This window comes from Chlorobaculum parvum NCIB 8327, from assembly GCF_000020505.1.
GTDB lineage: Bacteria > Bacteroidota > Chlorobiia > Chlorobiales > Chlorobiaceae > Chlorobaculum > Chlorobaculum parvum_A.
The window spans coordinates 914,987-933,514 of record NC_011027.1 but is presented as its reverse complement, the minus strand read 5'-3'; the positions used below and the strand labels follow the sequence as shown (position 1 = coordinate 933,514).

13 protein-coding genes and 1 pseudogene are annotated in these 18,528 nt (G+C 54.9%); 3 read left to right on the top strand and 11 right to left on the bottom strand.

The window, feature by feature from the left end:
- Positions 1–13 precede the first annotated feature (13 nt).
- The 8 genes and pseudogenes from CPAR_RS04390 to CPAR_RS04355 all read right to left on the bottom strand — a co-directional run bounded on the left by CPAR_RS04390 (position 14) and on the right by CPAR_RS04355 (position 9,746).
- Entirely contained in the window at positions 14–889 is an 876-nt protein-coding gene (locus CPAR_RS04390; RefSeq protein ID WP_012502102.1) for a VIT1/CCC1 transporter family protein, read from the bottom strand.
- Between the two features lie 87 nt (positions 890–976).
- Positions 977–2,863 carry a molecular chaperone HtpG gene (gene htpG / locus CPAR_RS04385; protein ID WP_012502101.1) on the bottom strand — a complete coding sequence of 629 codons (1,887 nt, stop codon included), beginning with the start codon at positions 2,861–2,863 and terminating at the stop codon, positions 977–979.
- 154 nt (positions 2,864–3,017) lie between these two features.
- A complete protein-coding gene (locus CPAR_RS04380; protein WP_012502100.1) occupies positions 3,018–3,887 on the bottom strand; it encodes an N-acetylneuraminate synthase family protein in 870 nt (289 codons plus the stop codon).
- Positions 3,888–3,977: 90 nt separating this feature from the next.
- Entirely contained in the window at positions 3,978–4,496 is a 519-nt protein-coding gene (locus CPAR_RS04375; RefSeq protein ID WP_012502099.1) for a KdsC family phosphatase, read from the bottom strand.
- A gap of 525 nt (positions 4,497–5,021) precedes the next feature.
- Positions 5,022–5,555, bottom strand: coding sequence for an inorganic diphosphatase (locus CPAR_RS04370; protein WP_012502098.1), 534 nt, complete (start codon positions 5,553–5,555; stop codon positions 5,022–5,024).
- A gap of 192 nt (positions 5,556–5,747) precedes the next feature.
- Positions 5,748–7,074 (bottom strand): annotated as a pseudogene (locus CPAR_RS04365) (alanine/glycine:cation symporter family protein).
- Positions 7,075–7,389: 315 nt separating this feature from the next.
- The gene (locus CPAR_RS04360; RefSeq protein WP_012502096.1) at positions 7,390–8,334 is read right to left on the bottom strand and encodes a hypothetical protein; all 945 of its coding nucleotides are present in this window, start codon (positions 8,332–8,334) and stop codon (positions 7,390–7,392) included.
- A 17-nt stretch (positions 8,335–8,351) separates the two neighbouring features.
- Positions 8,352–9,746: a GNAT family N-acetyltransferase gene (locus CPAR_RS04355; protein ID WP_232203941.1), complete on the bottom strand. Its 1,395-nt coding sequence runs from the start codon at positions 9,744–9,746 to the stop codon at positions 8,352–8,354.
- Positions 9,747–10,435: 689 nt separating this feature from the next.
- Here CPAR_RS04355 and CPAR_RS04350 point away from each other — a divergent pair.
- The 3 genes from CPAR_RS04350 to CPAR_RS04340 all read left to right on the top strand — a co-directional run bounded on the left by CPAR_RS04350 (position 10,436) and on the right by CPAR_RS04340 (position 15,427).
- Positions 10,436–12,034 (top strand): peptide chain release factor 3, encoded by a 1,599-nt coding sequence (locus tag CPAR_RS04350; RefSeq protein ID WP_012502094.1) that lies wholly within the window; start codon positions 10,436–10,438, stop codon positions 12,032–12,034.
- Between the two features lie 346 nt (positions 12,035–12,380).
- Positions 12,381–14,654 (top strand): heavy metal translocating P-type ATPase, encoded by a 2,274-nt coding sequence (locus CPAR_RS04345; protein WP_012502093.1) that lies wholly within the window; start codon positions 12,381–12,383, stop codon positions 14,652–14,654.
- A gap of 11 nt (positions 14,655–14,665) precedes the next feature.
- Positions 14,666–15,427 (top strand): SagB/ThcOx family dehydrogenase, encoded by a 762-nt coding sequence (locus tag CPAR_RS04340; RefSeq protein ID WP_012502092.1) that lies wholly within the window; start codon positions 14,666–14,668, stop codon positions 15,425–15,427.
- Between the two features lie 2 nt (positions 15,428–15,429).
- On the opposite strand, the gene CPAR_RS04335 is transcribed toward CPAR_RS04340, so the two are convergent.
- The 3 genes from CPAR_RS04335 to CPAR_RS04325 all read right to left on the bottom strand — a co-directional run bounded on the left by CPAR_RS04335 (position 15,430) and on the right by CPAR_RS04325 (position 18,492).
- Complete coding sequence (locus tag CPAR_RS04335; RefSeq protein WP_012502091.1) at positions 15,430–16,503, bottom strand: SO_0444 family Cu/Zn efflux transporter; 1,074 nt, start codon at positions 16,501–16,503, stop codon at positions 15,430–15,432.
- 164 nt (positions 16,504–16,667) lie between these two features.
- The gene (locus CPAR_RS04330; RefSeq protein ID WP_041466128.1) at positions 16,668–17,045 is read right to left on the bottom strand and encodes a hypothetical protein; all 378 of its coding nucleotides are present in this window, start codon (positions 17,043–17,045) and stop codon (positions 16,668–16,670) included.
- Positions 17,046–17,205: 160 nt separating this feature from the next.
- The gene (locus CPAR_RS04325; RefSeq protein ID WP_198002632.1) at positions 17,206–18,492 is read right to left on the bottom strand and encodes a TolC family outer membrane protein; all 1,287 of its coding nucleotides are present in this window, start codon (positions 18,490–18,492) and stop codon (positions 17,206–17,208) included.
- Between the last annotated feature and the right edge of the window lie 36 nt (positions 18,493–18,528).

The window sequence follows — 18,528 nt, the reverse complement described above, 5'->3', positions numbered from 1 at the left end:
GGAACAAAACAATCTATACCTCGATCCCGAAAAAGAACCGCATAGCCAAGCCAGCCAAAAAGCTGATACCCGAAACCACCACGATCAGCCCGGCCATTTCAAGAAAACGGCTCCTGAACGGCACCCCTTTGGCAACCGAAACGTAGAAGTTGAACAGCGCCACGATGAGCAAAGCACCCGCAAATGCAAAGGCGAGGCTAAGGTAAATATTCGACAGCACGAAATAGGGAATGATCAGTACGGCCACGGCCAGAATGTAGGCCACGCCGGTATAAATTGAGGCCTTGACCGGATTCTTCGCGCCGGGTTCGGCCTTCGTGGAGAGGTACTCCGACGAAGCCATCGAAAGCGCGGCTGCAAAACCGGTGATCAGCCCTGTCAAGGCCACCAGGCTGGTATCCTGCAAGGCGAAGGTCAGGCCTGCCAACGCGCCGGTCAGCTCCACAAGGGCGTCGTTCAGGCCAAGCACGATCGAGCCCGTGTACTGGAGCCGCTCCTCATCGAGCAGCGTAAGCAGCGCCTGTTCGTGCTCCTCCTCGTCCTTGATGACGTTGCTGATCTCATCGCCAAGATCGGACATTTTTTCATAGGCGTGCTGTGCAGCCTTTTCCCCACCCTCCATCAGCTTGACGGCAAACGTGAAGCCGAACAGCAAGCTGATCAGCGAGTAGAACCAGATTTTGAACTTGCTCGGCGCCACATCCTGCTGGGTGTACTTTTTCCAGATATTGTAGTGGCGAAGCTCATCATCGGAAATCTGCGCAAAAATCCGGCGGTTCTTCACCCCTTCGATGCGCTTGGCGAGGTTCTTGTAGATATGGTGCTCGGTGATCTCGTTTTTCTGAAAGCCGAGAATCAGCCGCGTTTGCTGTTCGTTGAGTGTATTCACGGATAGCGTGGCGTTAGTGAATTACAAATCAGCCTACCGCGGACGTCGCAGCAGGCTGACAAAGGACTTACAATAGACGCGGAACGATCAGGCTCTGGTAGCCGCCTCGACCAGTTCGTTCATGCGCGACACATAATCAGAAACCGACTCGAGATCACCCTCAAGCAGCATGGCGCTGTCGAAAAGCTGCATGACAGCAGCACGCACGATCGGATCGGATGACATACCGACCGCCTGCTTGCCGGCGAGGTTCCTGATGATCGGGTGCGCGGTGTTGACTTCGAGCACCTTCTTGGCGCCAGGCATGTCGGCATCCTGCTGCATCATCTTCATCACCTTCTCCATCTGACTGTCCATCGCGTCCTTGGCGCTCACCAGCGTCACGGGCGAGCTGACGAGGCGTTTGGACTCTACGACGTCGGCCACGCGCTCACCGAGCACCTCTTTGAAAAGCGAAATCACGCCGACGGTTCCCTCCGCGCCGAGCTTTTCGGCCTCGGGCTCGATGGTGCTGGCATCGATCTCGGCTTTCTCGATCGACTTGAGCGGCTTCTTCTCATACTCGAAGAGTGAGGGAATCACGAACACATCGACCGGGTCGGAGAGCAAGAGCACCTCGATGTCCTTCTTGCGGAAGTACTCGAGGTTCGGGTGCGCCAGCATCTGGGCGCGGCTGTTGCCGGAGTGGTAGTAGATCTCCTCCTGCCCCTCGGCCATGCGCCCCACATACTGCTTGAGCGTGACGTATTCGCCCTCGCCAGTCTTGGTGGTCTCGAAGCGCAGCAGCTCGATGAGCTTGTCACGATTCGTAAAATCGGTGTTGAGACCGATTTTCAGGATGGTGCCGAACGCCTTGTAGAAGGTGCGGAATTTTTCCGGCTGCTCCTTGGCGAGCGTGTCGAACCAGCCGAGCAGCTTGCTGGTAAGAATCTGGCGAATCTTCGCCATCACCGGGCTCGACTGCACCAGCTCCCGCGAAACGTTCAGCGACAGGTCTTCGGTATCGACCACGCCACTCACGAAACGGAGATATTCCGGCAGAAGATCGCGGCACTCGTGCTGGATCAGGACCTTTTTGACGTAGAGCTGCGGGCCGCGTTTTTCAAGTGCACCCTGCTGATAGAGCAGCTCCATCGGCGCTTCGGAAGGAATGAAAAGCAGCGCCTTGAAGCTTACCACGCCCTCGACCGACACGTGCAGGTAGTCGAGCGGCTCCTTGTAGTCGTTGGAGATGAACTTGTAGAACTCGTTGACCTCCTCCTCTTTCAGCTCGCTCTTCGGGCGCTGCCAGAGGGCGGTCATGCTGTTGATCTGGCGGCTGCCGAGCATGATCGGATATTCCACAAAGTTGGAGTACTTCTTGATGATCTGCTCGACGCGATACTCCTCGGCAAACTCCTTGAACTCCTCCTTGAGGGTGAACGAAATTTTCGTACCGCGAGCCTCGCGCTCGATCGGCTCGATGGTGTAGGTGCCCTGACCGGACGAAACCCAGCGCCACCCCTGCGAACCGGCCTCGGCGCTTTTGGTCTCGACGGTCACCTCGTCGGTCACCATGAAAACCGAGTAGAAGCCGACGCCGAACTGGCCGATGAGGTTTGCGTCGAGCGGCTGCCCCTCTTTCTGCTGCGCCTTGAGCGACTCCATGAAGCCGAGCGTACCCGATTTGGCCACCGTGCCGAGGTTGGCAATCAACTCCTCCTCGCTCATGCCGATGCCGGTGTCCTCGATCACGAAGTTGCCGGACTCTTTATCGACGGTGATCGTGATCTTCAGGTCACCCGACTTGTCAATGCCCTCGTCGGACGAAAGCATCCGGAAACGCGCCTTGCCGAGCGCATCGGAGGCGTTGGAGATCAGCTCGCGGAGAAAAATTTCAGGGTGGGTGTACAGCGAATGGACGATCAGGTCCAGAAGCTGTTTCATTTCGGCCTTGTATTCAAATTGCTTTGCCGAGGAAGTATGTTCACTCATTGCAGTCATCGTTTGGAATTAATCGGATTTCGCCTGCAGGCCAAGACCTGGAACGATGGCGAATGGGAGAATTTTCGGGGTAAATTTAAGGGTGAGGAGCAAATAACGCAAGTGCCCGAAACACGGGCACTTGGTAGTAAAAAAGAAAGGAAGCTCAAACGCGGCGCAGCTTTTTGCGTGCTGCCGCCTCGCCCTCGTAGACACGCTTGACGCCGTCGCCGAGCGCTTTTTCGATGTCGCGGATGTTGGCAACCAGGCGCGCCATACCGGAAATTTCCACAGACGCCGCCTGATCGGAGCCCCACATGGCGCGGTCGAGCGTCACGTGGCGCTCGATGAAGGTTGCACCAAGCGCCACGGCCGCCCACGTCGTAGCCAGCCCGACCTCGTGGCCCGAGTAGCCGATGGGATTGTCGGGATAGCGCTGCTGAAGCGTGTGGATCATGCGAAGGTTCAGCTCCTCGACCGGGCAGGGGTAGGTCGAGTTGGTGTGCGCGATCAGCAGGTTCTCCCTGCCCAGCTCTGTAACCGCCGCATCGACCTCCTCCATGGTTGACATGCCGGTCGAAATCATCAGCGGACGACCAGTCGCCCTAGTCTTCTTAAGCAACGTCAGGTCGGTCAGCGATGCCGAAGCCGCCTTGTAGCACGGCGGGTTGAACTGCTCCATGAAATCGACCGCCTCTTCGTCCCAGCACGAAGCGAACCAGGCAATCCCTTTCTCACGGCAGTATTCGTCGATTTCCGAATACTCGTCGAAACCGAACTCCACCTTGTAACGATAATCCATGTAGGTCATGCGCCCCCACGGAGTATCGCGCTCGATCTGCCGCTGATCCATCGGAACGCACAGCTCCGGCGTCCGTTTCTGGAACTTGACCGCATCGCAACCGGCCTGGGCGGCGCCATCGATCAGCTTTTTGGCCACTTCGAGCGAACCGTTATGGTTGATGCCAATCTCTGCAATAACGTAAACCCGATGGCCGTCGCCGACCATCCGATTTCCCATTTTCACTTCAGCCATAAATAACACCGATCAGATAGTGGAAAGCGCGCACTGCACGCCCTCGGATTTATAATAAAGAATGATGAGTTCTCTGGAACGAACGTGCGATTATGAAGCTCGCAGGGAAATGAGTAATTCGGCATACTCCCGGAACGCGCCACGCCCGCCGAAAACGGTGCATCGATAGTGAACGCTCGGCTCCACCAGATGCATCCCGTCACCGGGGCAGGCCACCAGGCCAAATGGTGCGATAGCGTTCATGATACCGAGATCGTTGACATCATCGCCGATATAGGCAATTTCGGAAACGTCAAGGCCGGTATCACGAAGCACGTCCTCCAGTCGGGCCAATTTGTCCTTGACGCCAAGATAAAGGCTCGTGATATGAAGCTTCTCGGCCCGTTTGACCAGACTTGGAGAGACCTCGCCCGTCATAATGCCGGTTTCAATGCCATGAGCACGAAGGCGCTCGACACCCATGCCGTCACGAATGGAAAAGCGCTTGAACTCCTCGCCTCTCTCCGAGTAATACACGCCGTTATCGGTAAAAACCCCGTCATTGTCCGAAAGGACAAGTCTGATGCGTGAAGCCCTCGACTTCAGTTCCTGCGGGGAGAGTTCTATCATGAGAATCTGGTCTTTTCCGTAAAAAACTGTTGATCAAAAAATGAACCGCAAATATATCACTTTTCTCTTGAGGATGCCACGCGAAAGCACCACAGACACGAAATCTCCACAGCAATCAACAAGTTATCAACATTCCGTCCACAACATCCTAAAGACAAATCTTATAAACTTTTGCGGACGGATTACACCATTAACGCAAAAATCGACATTTCCGTATAAAAACCCGTAAAACTTTTTATATAAATGATTTAAAACGTCAAAAAGGGATACATCCAGATAAAATCTCGCTTTTTGGCACCATAGCCACCTCGCATGCTCAGGAGACCTATATGAACTTATCAACATTATACAAGCTGCCATATACTTTATTTTACCAAGTCACCAAATAAAGCAGCAAGCCTCTGAGTACAAAGCAACAACGAACAACTGATCGAGTCTCAATATCGGATGATGCAATCAAAAAGGCGGCATAAAACACAGGTTTTATGCCGCCCTGAAAAATGGACAATCGCGATGCGAGGCCCCTCAGACGAAGGTCTTGCTGTATCTATCGATCGATTCGAGCAGAATCCGCTTTGCGGTTGCAGCGTCCTGGAAATTCTCGACCAGAACAGTTTTGTTTTCGAGCGCCTTGTACTCTTCGAAGAAGTGCTGAAGCTCCATCTTGAAGTGCTTGCCGAGATCACCAATATCGTTGATGCCGCTGACGCTCATATCGTCTTCAGCCACCGCGATGATCTTGTCGTCGCCCTCGCCATGGTCGATCATGCGCATCACGCCGATCACTCTGGCCTTCACCATGCACATCGGCACAATGGAGCACTGCGAAACAACGACGATGTCGAGCGGATCATGGTCTTCACCGAGGGTTTTGGGGATAAAGCCATAATTTTCGGGATAAAGAACGGAGGAGAACAACACGCGGTCGAGCTTCAGCATGCCGGTCTTTTTGTCCAGCTCGTACTTGGTTTTGCTGTCTTTGGCAATTTCGATGATCGCATTAACGACATTCGGACACTCTTCACCGATTTCGACGTGGTGCCACGGGTTAAAATTCATAGTTGACTGTCCTTATCTTGATGGTGTTGATGGAAGGTGAGCCAAAATAGAATTTTTTTTCAAACCTTCCAGAAAAAAGTAGGGGCAGCCCTCGCAGCTGCCCTCCCCCGAATCACCTCTTTGCCTCTTTGTCCGAACGCAAAGCCATGCACTTGTACGCTTGCCGTTCCGTTGCCTCCGGGTCTCCCTCTTTCACTCCCGCCGCGCGAAGTATGCTTTCGTTTCGCTGGCGATCACCGGGCTCAGCAACAGTAGCGAAACGAGGTTCGGCACCGCCATGAGGCCATTGGCGATATCGGCGAAGGTCCAGACCGCTTGCAGCGAAGCAACCGAGCCGATCATCACCGCCGCGACCCAGGCCCAGCGATAGGGCTTGATCGCACGCTTGCCCGCAAGATATTCGAGCGCTTTCTCGCCGTAGTACGACCAGCCGAGGATGGTACGAAAACACGAAGGTCAGCAGGCCGAACGAGAGCACCAGCGGTCCGACAGCCCCCATGTCCGCGAAGGCCGCGTTGGTCAGTTCCGCACCCTTCAGGCCGGTCGTCCACGCTCCCGAATTGACGATGACGATGCCGGTCACGGCGCACACCACCACCGTATCCCAGAAGGTGCCGGTCGAGGAGATCAGCGCCTGACGAACAGGATTGGTGGTCTGCGCCGCCGCCGCTACGATAGGCGCACTGCCAAGACCAGACTCGTTGGAGAACAACCCGCGCGAAATGCCGTACCGCACCGCCTCGCGCGCGCCGACGCCCGCGAATCCGCCAAACGCCGCCTGTCCCGAAAACGCCGAGCTAAAGATCACGCCGAGCGTCTCGCCAATCGAGTGGTGGCCCATCACCAGCAACACGATGCAGCCAAGCAGGTAGAGCGCGGCCATAAACGGCACGAGGTACTCGCATACGCGGGCGATGGACTTGATACCGCCGATAATCACCACACCGGTGAACACGGTCAGCACCACGCCGGTCAGCCACGGCGACACCTGGTACTTCGCCTCAAGCAGCGACGCAATCGAGTTGGACTGCACCATGTTGCCGATCCCGAACGACGCCACGACGGTGAACACCGCGAACAGCACGCCGAGCCACTTCATATTCAGCCCCTTTTCGAGCACATACATCGGCCCGCCAGCCACCGAGCCATCCTCGCCGATCACGCGGTACTTCACCGACAGTAGCGCCTCGCCATACTTGGTCGCGATGCCGAACACGCCGGTCAGCCACATCCACAGCACCGCCCCCGGCCCGCCAAGCGCCACGGCGGTCGAAACGCCGACGATGTTGCCCGTGCCAATCGTCGCCGCCAGCGAAGTCACCAATGCCCCGAAATGGCTGATCTCCCCCTCCCCTTCGCTCGTCCGGGTAAAAGAGATCCGAATCGCCTCCGGCAGATGCTTCTGGATAATGCCGAGCCTGAACGTCAGAAACAGATGCGTCCCGAACAACGCCACCAGCAGCGGAATGCCCCAGACAACATCGGCGACTTGCAAGAGAAGGGTTTCAAGTGATTGCATGATTTTGGGTTAGGATGAATGTGTGGGAGAGGCGATGATAGATGCCAGAAGCAGCCCACTGAAGCCCTATGACATCGCGATCCTGGTGAAATGTTTGTGCGTTTATCAGGAAAAAGTACGGAAATTCCCGAAGCCCCCAAGGACGAAACCCTACGAAACTGACCGCGCCGGATCGGCTTGATCGACTGGTCAGGCGATTTCATTTACGAATGTTGGGGTTCGCTCTCGATCACCCAAATCTACGCAGGCCTCTCCGCCAGGAAGCAGTGCGAGAGGCTGCCATAAAACACCCGCAATACAGGTAATACACAACTACTATACCTTAAAATATTCAACACCCTCAGAGAACTCGCAGATAAGAGAGTGGCGTTTACGGTCTAAATCTGAATCAAATGATCTTACCCCAATCCCGCCCGGCGTCTTGTTTGCATCGAATACTATTGGCTTGCCATCATTTAAAGCCCAGTCTATTCTGCCAAAATCCATACCGAGTTTTTCACGAACAGCACGGACCTCTTGAGGAACATTTGCGTTACTTACAATTTCTATGTTCCACCATTCTTCTCGAGACCGTTTTTTCTCTTCCTCATTCAGGTTGCTCCATTTTGGTATTGGATTAAAAGATGATAGTGTTCTATTGAACTCCTTATCACCGAAAAAATACCAGTGCCGCAAGACATACCTCCCATCTGCATCCTGTTCAGGTAAAAACTTTTCTACGATCAAGCGGGGATTTTTCCATACCCCCGGAGGAACATCTTTTATTGAATCGAAAATCGGATAATTATTAGGATCGAGAATTCGTACGTTTTTCCAAAAAAAAGATTTTAAAAAGCGGCTATTCAGGGATTTTGATAAAGCAATATCCCTGATTATAACCATAGCTTTACGTCTTATTATTGAACAATCCCCTCTGTATAACTCTGATAAACCCCCAAAATTTTCTTTCGTTTTTACAATCACTTTTCCATCATAACCAAAAGGCTGTTCTACAATCTGATTACTGAAAAGCTCTTTACTAATGCTGTCGGTATTCCTGTTTATTACAACAGGAAACCTTTTCGAGAAGTCCAAATAAGTCAATGGGACTTGAGTCAAATCAACATGAAGAAAAGCAATATCAGCTTCTACCTTTGTCTTCAGATTAGAAATAAACTCTACAGAGTAACCGGCATCAGTCCAGCAGCCAGCCATCCACTCTATTAGAGAACCTTTAAATGAGCCTGCGTTCGTTATAATCACAATCCTCTTATTAGGCATAGCTTTACCAATCTTACTTAGTACTTCATTTTATGTTGGCTAATTGTAGTACCCAGACCAAGTAATCGTCGCGTCTCTTGAACAGAAGCGATAGGCCTCTCAAGAAGTTTTGCAGCACGTACGACACGCCGTACCAGGTCGGCGTTGGTGGCCAGCCTAGTTCGAGCTGCATCAAAATACACGTTGTCCTCAAGCCCCACGCGAACGTGACCGCCTGCAGCCATCGAGATGGTATTCATGGGCAACTGAAACCCTCCAAGTCCTGCTGCCGACCATATGGAATTGCCCGGAAGACTCTGCACGAGATAAGAGAGACTGTGAATCGTCGCTGGCGCCGAACTGATACCGCCAAGCAGGATATTGAAGTATTTGGTGCCACCGATAATTCGATGACGCTCAAGGTATCGAGCGAAATTGATCATACCAGCATCGAAAATTTCAAGCTCCGGTTTGATACCTTGCTCTTTCATGGTCTGAGCCAAGCGTTCAATGGTCGATGGGCCGTTGACACTAGGCCCTGTATTGAAGTTCAGTGAGCTCAGTGTCAGGCTCGCCATGTCAGGCTTGGCATTGCCTTCCAGATGGAGCACGGCTGCTCGCTCCTCGAATGAGAGCCCCCCACGCCCTGACGTTGTTGCACAACAGATGAGGTCAGGACGCTCACGCCGAATTCCGGAAATGATCTGCTCGAATACGGCAGGGTTGGAAGTAGGCGTTCCATCATGGTTTCGAGCGTGTAAATGAACAATAGAGGCGCCGAGATCGTGGGCCTCGACGGCTTGCGTGATAATCTCCTCGGGATGAACAGGAACGTAAGCCGTAAACTCCTTTTGCGGGATCATCCCTGTCAGACAAACATTGATTACAAGCGGCTGATATGGCCCTAATGGAGGCGGATCATTAGCCTCGATGTATGCCTGACGATGAGTTTCCCTGCTGGGTTGATCGTCGAAAAATTCATACAGATCCGTCTGTAGAGTCGTCCACTGGTCCAAGTCCGGATCACCAAAACTCATGACCTTCTTGACGTACCCGATGGGACGATACCCGAAATTGCGCTGATACCAGGCAATTACTTCCGGTCGGTCGGCATTCGTCACGAGGCTCCTGACTCCTAGGGTGTGAATCTCACGCATACGCGCCAGTTGCAGTTCCTTGCCAATTCCGGTGCCATTAAACGCAGGAAGTACTCCAAGGAGAGTAGTTTTTGCTGTCCCGTCACTTTGAATCGCGTAACCCGACGCACCTACGATTTCTTTCCCACGCACAGCGACGAAAAAACAGTTCATGTCAATCTCGGGCATTTCCGGGGAAGGAACATGATGCATATTCCAGGGACGCATCACATCGAGAATCCCCTGGTAATCATCCGAAGCAGCTTTACGAATAGTAACATCTATAGGCAACATCATAAAAAGGTAATCTCCGTGTTTTTGATCGTTGATTATTATCGGCCCAATGTTGCATATATGCTTCCATATAAGGCTATACAAAAAAATAAGACGCAGAGTTCTTAATCCGAGACATGATAAGATGCATGAAATTATCATTAAAATAACAGGTAAAGATAACTCATTTCAACAACTTATATACTCTTTACAACTTTTTATTCGATGAATTTTATATGGGGGGCTCATAATATTCACGCGGGGACAAACTATCAGGCATGAAAACACGCGTCCGTGTTTCGTAGAGCCGTTTTCAAAAAAACGCTTTAAACCATTTATAAAGGCTGTTCGAGAGGTTGTTTCATTGACTCGTACAACATCATGTCAATGCAATGCGATCCGTTCCTCAGCTAAAAGCACGAACAAGAACAAGAATTTTATTGCGGGAAAAATCCTCGTACTGAACTCGCAAGCGCAGGGTTCCTATCAACCTCAGTCCAGAACTAAATATGGCCCCACCACAACAACGTTGCCTGGAATTTCTAAAGGCTCGAACGCAATGTTCCCAGCTGCCCAAGACAAAACGCGGCCATTACCATTCTGAAAGACGCTCCCCCACTCTCCACCCATGCCCGATATTCCCGATTTTTTAATATTTTCCGCCCTTATCACAGAGAGCCGGACTTGACACATCAGACAGAGAGACGAAAAGCATGGAGTTAGCAAAGGAGATCGCTCGGCGGCGGACGTTCGCTATTATCAGCCACCCGGATGCGGGTAAGACCACCCTCACCGAAAAGCTGCTGCTGTTCGGCGGCGCGATCCATACGGCGGGCGCAGTGAAGAGCAACAAGATCCGCAAATCGGCGACCAGCGACTTCATGGAGATCGAAAAGCAGCGCGGCATTTCGGTGGCGACTTCGGTGATGGGCTTCGAGTATCGCGGCAAGCGCATCAACATTCTCGATACGCCGGGCCACAAGGACTTCGCCGAAGACACGTATCGCACGCTGACGGCTGTCGATAGTGTCATCCTCGTCGTCGATAGTATGAAGGGCGTCGAGGAACAGACCGAGCGGCTGATGGAGGTGTGCCGGATGCGCCACACACCGGTGATTATTTTCATCAACAAGCTCGACCGCGAGGGGCGCGACCCGTTCGAGCTGCTCGACGAGCTGGAGGAGAAGCTCGACATCCAGACCTGCCCGATGACCTGGCCGATCAGTCAGGGGCAGAACTTCAAGGGCGTCTACAACCTGTTTGACAAATCGCTGAACCTGTTCGAGGCCACCTCCACGAAAATCGGCCAGAAGCTCACCGACATCGAGGGCATCAACGATCCGAAACTTGCCGACTGGGTCGGGACAGCCAACGCCGCGAAACTTCGCGAAGACGTGGAGCTGATCGATGGCGTCTACGAGCCGTTCGACCTGGAGCTGTATCGCGAAGGGATGCTCGCGCCGGTCTTTTTTGGCAGCGCGGTCAACAACTTCGGCGTCCACGAACTGCTCGACACCTTCATCAGCGTCGCCCCCTGCCCGCACGAGCGCGAGGCGACCGAGCGCATGGTGAACGCCTCCGAACCGGCGCTGAGTGGCTTTGTCTTCAAGATTCACGCCAACCTCGACCCGAACCACCGCGACCGCACGGCCTTCTTCAAAATCTGCTCCGGACGGTTCGAGCGCAACAAGTTCTACCAGCACACGCGGCTCGGCAAGAAGCTGCGCTTCTCCAACCCGACGCAGTTCATGGCGCAGGAAAAAAGCGTCATCGACGAAGCGTGGGCGGGCGACGTGATCGGCCTGTACGACAACGGTTCGCTCAAGATCGGCGACACGCTCACCGAGGGCGAAGCGCTGCATTTCCGGGGCATTCCGAGCTTTTCGCCGGAGATTTTCAAGGTGCTCGAAAACCGCGACCCGCTCAAGACCAAGCAGCTCGAAAAGGGCATCCGCCAGCTCACCGACGAGGGTGTGGCACAGCTCTTCGTGCAATACGGCACGCGCAAGATCGTCGGTACGGTCGGCGAACTCCAGTTCGACGTCATCCAGTTCCGGCTCGAACACGAATACGGCGCGCAGTGCTCCTTCATGCCCCTGCGCTTCCACAAAGCCTTCTGGATCACCAGCGACAACCAGGAGCAGCTCGACGAATTCATGCGCCGCCGCGCCAACGTCATCGCCCTCGACAAGGAGGAACACCCGGTCTTCTTCGCCGAAACCGAATGGATGCTCAAAATCGCCAAAGAGGATTTCCCAGAGATTGAGTTCCACTCGACCTCGGAATTCAAAACCGAAGGCGAAGACGCCTGACGGGTGAATTGTAGGGGCGGGCCCCCATGCCTGACCGGCAAACCAAAAGGGCGGGCGTAAAACCGCCCCTACGGGATAAACACAAAATTCTGCCTGTATGGACGATTTGCGAATCACTATTCCGGAAAATCGGAAAACGTCCACCCTTTGTGTTGTAGGGGTAGGCCTCGCGCCTACCCTGATCCGAACCACCTCAACGCCACTTTGAATTTTTCCCCTGTACGGGTGCACGGCGTGCGCCCGCGCGTTGTGGACATTGTGGACAACATGCTCACCAAATGCAAAGGAACCATTGAGGTTGGCTGGGGTAGTAATTTATAATTGTTACTACCCACGAAAACCAACCATGACCAAACGCACCTACTCGGTCAAAGGAATGCACTGCGCGAGTTGCGTGGCGATCATTACCAAAAAGCTCTCGGCGCTCGACGGCATTGCGAAAGCTGATGTCAATCTGGCGACTGAAACGGCGCGCATCGAGTTCACCGGAAAGCCGTTGGGCATCAAGGTGATGAACGAGCTGCTCGGCAAGTACGGCTTTTCACTGGTTGAGGAAACGCCCCCGAAATCCGCCGCGCAGGAGATCCCAACTGACCGACACGCATCGAAAAAGCAGGAGAAGCTCGATGAACTGCTCCACCAGAAGCGTCAGGTGCAGGTCGCGCTGCCGCTGGCGCTGCTCTTTTTCGCGGTGATGATGTGGCACACCGTCGCCGCTCTCGTTCCTTCGATTCCCCAATTCCCCATCGATATGGAGACCTGGCACTCCATCACGCTGCTGGTTGCGGCGTGGGTGGTGTTCCGTATCGGCGAGCCATTTCTCAAGGGTGTCGGCACATTCGCCCGAACAGGAACGGCCAGCATGGACACGCTGGTCGGCATGGGCGCGCTGGTCGCGTGGAGCTACAGCGCTTTTTCAATTCTCTTTCCGACGCTGCGGGACCGGCTTGGCCTGCCGCACGAGAGCTTTGCCGATGCCGCCATCGTGGTGATCGGCTTCGTGCTCTTCGGCAAATACCTCGAAGCCCGCTCGAAGCTCAAAACCGGCGAGGCGATCGAGAAGCTCGTCGGCTTACAGGCAAAATCTGCCATCGTTTATGATAACGGAAAAGAGACCGAAGTGCCGGTCGAAACTGTCGTCGAGGGCACGATGCTCGTCGTCAAGCCGGGTGGCCGGGTGCCGGTCGATGGCGTGATCTTTTCGGGCAGTTCGTCGATCGACGAGTCGATGATCACCGGCGAACCGGTTCCGGTGGACAAGCACGAAGGCGACACGGTGATCGGCGGCACCATCAACAAGCAGGGCGCGTTCACCTTCACGGCCACCGGGGTGGGCACGGAGACGATGCTCGCCCGCATCATTTCGATGGTCGAGGATGCACAGGGGTCGAAAGCGCCGGTGCAGAATTTGGCCGACAAGGTAGCCGCGGTCTTCGTACCAACGGTGCTCGTCGTTTCCGTACTGGTCTTTCTTCTCTGGCTCGGCATCGGCACCCCGGCGCTCGGCTTCAAAAGCGCTCTCTCCTACGGCATCATGGCGATAGTCGGTATTCTGGTAATCGCCTGCCCCTGCGCGCTCGGCCTCGCCACGCCGACGGCGATCATCGTTGGCACCGGCCTCGGCGCGAAGCACGGCATCCTCGTCCGCAACGCCGAGAACCTCCAGACCCTCAGCAAAATTGATACCGTCGTATTCGACAAAACCGGCACCATCACACGAGGCGAGCCGTCAGTCACGTCCATCGAGCCATTTGACAAGAATGACAAGACTGACGAACTGCTCGCGCTGGCGGCAGGCATCGAAAAACACTCGGAACACCCGCTCGCCCAGGCCATTGTCACCGCAGCGAAGGAGCGAAATATCGAGCCGTTGAAGGTTTCGGATTTCAAGGCGCTCGAAGGAGTCGGCGTCGATGCAAAGCTCGGCGACGATCCGGTCAGGGTGCGCAAGCCTGAAGGCAACGAAAGCGCTCGCCCGGAGATCGAACGGCTCCAGCAGGAGGGCAAAACGGTGGTGATCATCGAGCAAAACGGCAAGACGCTCGGCCTCATCGCGCTCTCCGACACGCTGAAGCCCGAGGCCAAAGAGACGGTCGCTGAACTGCAACGGATGGGCAAGCGCGTGGTGATGCTCACCGGCGACAACCGCCACGCAGCAGAGTTCATCGCCCGGCAGGCGGGCATTGACGAGGTCGTCGCCGAAGTGCTGCCCGGCGACAAAGCTGACGCCATCAAAAAGTTACAGGCTGAAGGAAGGACGGTCGCCATGACCGGTGATGGCATCAACGACGCCCCGGCGCTTACGCAGGCTGACGTCGGCATCGCGCTCGCCAGCGGCACCGACATCGCCATCGAATCGGCAGGCATCACGCTGCTCGGCGGTGACATCGGCAAAGTCACGCAAGCCATCACGCTCTCGAAAAAAACGATGCGAGTCATCCGCCAGAACCTCTTCTGGGCCTTCATCTACAACGTCATCGGCATTCCGATCGCCGCCGGAGCGCTCTTCCCATTCTACGGTATCTTCCTGAACCCGGCCTTCTCCGGCATCGCGATGGCCGGAAGCAGCGTTTCGGTCGTCACCAATTCGCTCAGACTCAGGGCGGCAAAATTGTCATAAATCCAACAAACATGAACAAGCAGCTCATCGATCACTACCGCGAGTTTTTGAAAGACAACATCCGGCAGCGCATCGACTTCTCGCAGACCGACCAGAACCGTCGCATTCCGCCGCCGCCGCTTGAAAAGCCGATTCCGGAAGGCGCGGAGACGATCCCCCTGCCGCCGCTCGAAAAGGCGAAGCTTGCGGGCAACATCGACCTCTGGTCAGCCATCGGGCAACGCGAAAGTTGCCGGTTCTATTCCGATGAACCGCTCTCGCTCGACGAACTCTCGCTCCTGCTCTGGGCAACGCAGGGTGTCCGGCTGAAGCTCGACGCGGGCCACGCCTTGCGGACGGTACCCTCTGCGGGGTGCCGTCACGCTTTCGAGACCTACCTCTGCGTGCTGAACGTCAAAGGGCTGGAGAAAGGCATCTATCGCTATCTGCCGCTCGAACATGCGTTGCTTTTTTCGCACGCGCCGGACCAGCTCGAACAAAGCATCGTCCAGGCAACGCTCGGGCAGCGCTTCACAGGCGACGCTGCAGTCACCTTCATCTGGACGGCGCTTCCCTACCGGATGGAGTGGCGCTATGGGCTCGCCGCGCATAAGGTGATCGCACTCGACGCGGGCCACGTCTGCCAGAACCTCTACCTCGCCTGCGAGGCCATCGGCGCGGGCACTTGCGCCATCGCGGCATATCATCAGGATGGAATGGACGAATTAATCGACGTGGACGGCAAAGAGGAGTTCACGATCTACCTCGCGCCGGTCGGCAAAAAAGAAGCGTAAGATCAACGCTGACGAGCCGTTCGCCAGGAAGAGATGCGAGTGCGCAGTATCAGCAAAATGAGCAGAATGGCTGACGAAATGGCCAGTACGCCACTTTCCTCGCGCGCAGCGCCGGTCGCCCAATGCTTCGGATCGAAGCCAAGCCAGCCGTAGAGGTGATTGACAAGGATGCCGAACAGGAGCGACATCACGATGATAACCGCCAGATAAACCACCGTGCCCTTTTTGCCGAGCAGTTTCGAGATCACCGGCAACGAGGCGGCGTTGGTCGCCGGACCGGCAAGCAGGAACACAAGCGCCGCGCCGGGCGAAATGCCTTTGAGCGCAAGCGCTGCGACAATGGGCGTTGACGAGGTGGCGCAGACGTACATCGGCACCGAAATCGCCAGCATCATAATCATGGCGACAACATCGTTCGACAGGTAACGCTCGACAAACTCCCCGGAAACGAAAACCGAAATCAGGCCCGCAAGCAGCACGCCGCCCAGCAGCCAGCCTCCAACATCGCCAAGCAATTCGCCGAAAGAAAAGGAAAGGCCCGATTTTATTTTCTGAACGACGCCCGGCTTCTCGACTTTCTTGTGACCACAACCGCATGAACAGCCAGAATCCTGCGTACCGCACTCAGACTCCGTTGCAGGTGCTGCTGGCTCAGCCTTGCCGGTAAACGAGACAGAGACACCGGTCGCGATGGCCGTCACGAACGCCGCGATGGGTCTGAAAATGGTCATCAGGGGATCGAGCAAGGCGTAGGTAATCGCAATCGAATCGATGCCGGTCTCCGGGGTGGAAACAAGAAACGAGGCCACCGCCCCCTTCCCCGCGCCCTGTTTTTTGAGGCCAGCCGCCGCAGGAATCACCCCGCAACTGCACAACGGAATCGGCACGCCGATCGCCGAAGCCTTGACGATACTCCACAAGCCGCCGCCAAGATGAGCCTGCACCAACTCTTCGGGCACAAACGCCTTGACGAGACCAGCAACCAAAAATCCGAACAGCACCCATGGTGCAGCGTCGAGCAGTACCGACCAGGAGGCCAAAATAATAGTGAAAACAACGCCCAAAGCTTCGGTCATACTGCACCTCGCCTGCAACCTGAATATTTTCGGATGTTCATGCGCTCATCCATAAAAAAAGATGGGATGTGAACCGCCTGAAGCCTCTACGGACAGATACGGAAATGTGATGGGATTCACGGCTTTTCAGGTCTGCACCGAGCTAACCCACGATGCCGGAACACTCAATTCCGCCTGTGGTTGCCGAAAGCCACCACACAGAGCATGAGAGTATCGGCTTTTTCACCCGCCTCATCATCACCGAGAAGCTTTTTGGTCAACAGATATGCCAATCTTTCGTAAAACCCTGCCGTATCGGCAAGCTGGTCGGCTATATCGGGGTACCCGGACCTCTCACCGATAATAATGCTCAGAGAGGAGTGCAGAGCATCGAAGTCCATACGGGTTGCGAGCGGCATGTATTCATCGGCAAGTTTATGCAGCTCGCGGTATGCCATCAAATAGCTTTCCGATTCAATATATCCCAATACCTTCTTGAATAATTGGTCGTTCATGTCCAGTGACAAGTCAGAGGTAAAAAGTGATGATTCCTCGAATATCAAGTAAAAACATTAACGACAATCGTTTGCAAAACGATCCATTACCCCACGCCACGGGCTCTTGAACGAAGAGATCATGACCATGGAAAGCTCTTTTCAGTCACAAAGAGATAAAACGGCAAAACGGGCAGAAGTGCCGGGTCAGCGGCAGAACAGGTAAAACTTATGAGCCAGCGAGAACAAAAAACTCATCGATCCCGTCAAGATCAGACTCGCTGAGCAATCCGGCCGCATCCCTGAGCATGAGCCTGTTGAGGATATACTGGTATCGCGCCCGGGCAAGACTTCGCCGGATATCATACAGTTTCTTCACCGCATCGAGCACTTCGGCGTTAGTCCTGAAACCGGCCTGAAACCCTTTTCTGGTGCCTTCAAGGGCGATTTCAGCAGATTTGGCTGCCTGTTCATATGCCCTGACCTGCGCGATGCTGTTGATCTGGGCCTGATAGTAACGCCTGACTCTGGTAAGCGACTCCCGTTCCTGAAAATGAAGCCCTTCCTGCGCCTTGAGACGGCGAGCCCAAGCCTGGCGAACAGCGGCGCTGGTGTACCCACCGGTATAGATCGGCATGCTCAATTGCACGTTGACCGACCAGGTATCATACGTCGAGCCAATGGTATAGTTGTTCTCGCTGACCGAATAGCTTCGTCCGGCCCAGAGATCGAGTTGGGGATACCGTGAAGCTTTGGTCTTGTCGATCTCCTTGCGAGTGATTTCAACCTCCTGACGCGCCGCACCGATCCTGCCGTTATGCTCCTCTGCAAGCGCCACCCAGGCTTCGACATTCTGCGGTTCCGGGCGGGCAAGGACAAGGCGCTCCGGATCGAGCCGGCAAAGCTCGTCGGTATAAATTCCGGTGATGCGTTCAAGTTCGCGGGAACTGTTTTCCAGACCGGCAATGGCATCGGCGTGATCGGCAACCGCCAAATCGAAGCTTGCCTGCGCCTCGTTGATTTCGGTGATGGTGCCGAACCCTTTTTCAAACCGTTTCTTCGACTGTTCGAGCTGCTCTTTTGTGGCTTCGACCTGGGCGCTGGCGAAGGTAATGTTGTCCTGCGAAAAGAGCACATTGCAAAACTGTTCGGCCGTCCGGACAATCAACGAAGCGTGCTCGCTGCGGAACAGCTCTTCGCTCTTGGCTTTCACGGCGTGGGCCTGTTTCCAGGATGCAATGCTGCCAAGATTGAAAAGCGGCTGGCGGAGTGAAACGCTGTGACTTTGAGTGCTGTAATAGACACCCTCCCTGGAGCTGTAGGGAGTCTCGCTGTCGGTACGGCTGCGTCCTTTCGAAGTAGCTGCCTTGATGTTGGGCATGAAGGCTGCCGCCGCTTTCGAAACCTCCTCTTTGGCGATCCGGGTGTCGGCCTCGGCGGAACGGTACTGCGCGTCATACTGCAACGCATGTTCGTAGGCCTCTTTCAACGAGAGGGACTTGGCCTGTGCTGCCATTGGCAAAAAGAACTGAACGAGAACAAGCAAAAACGC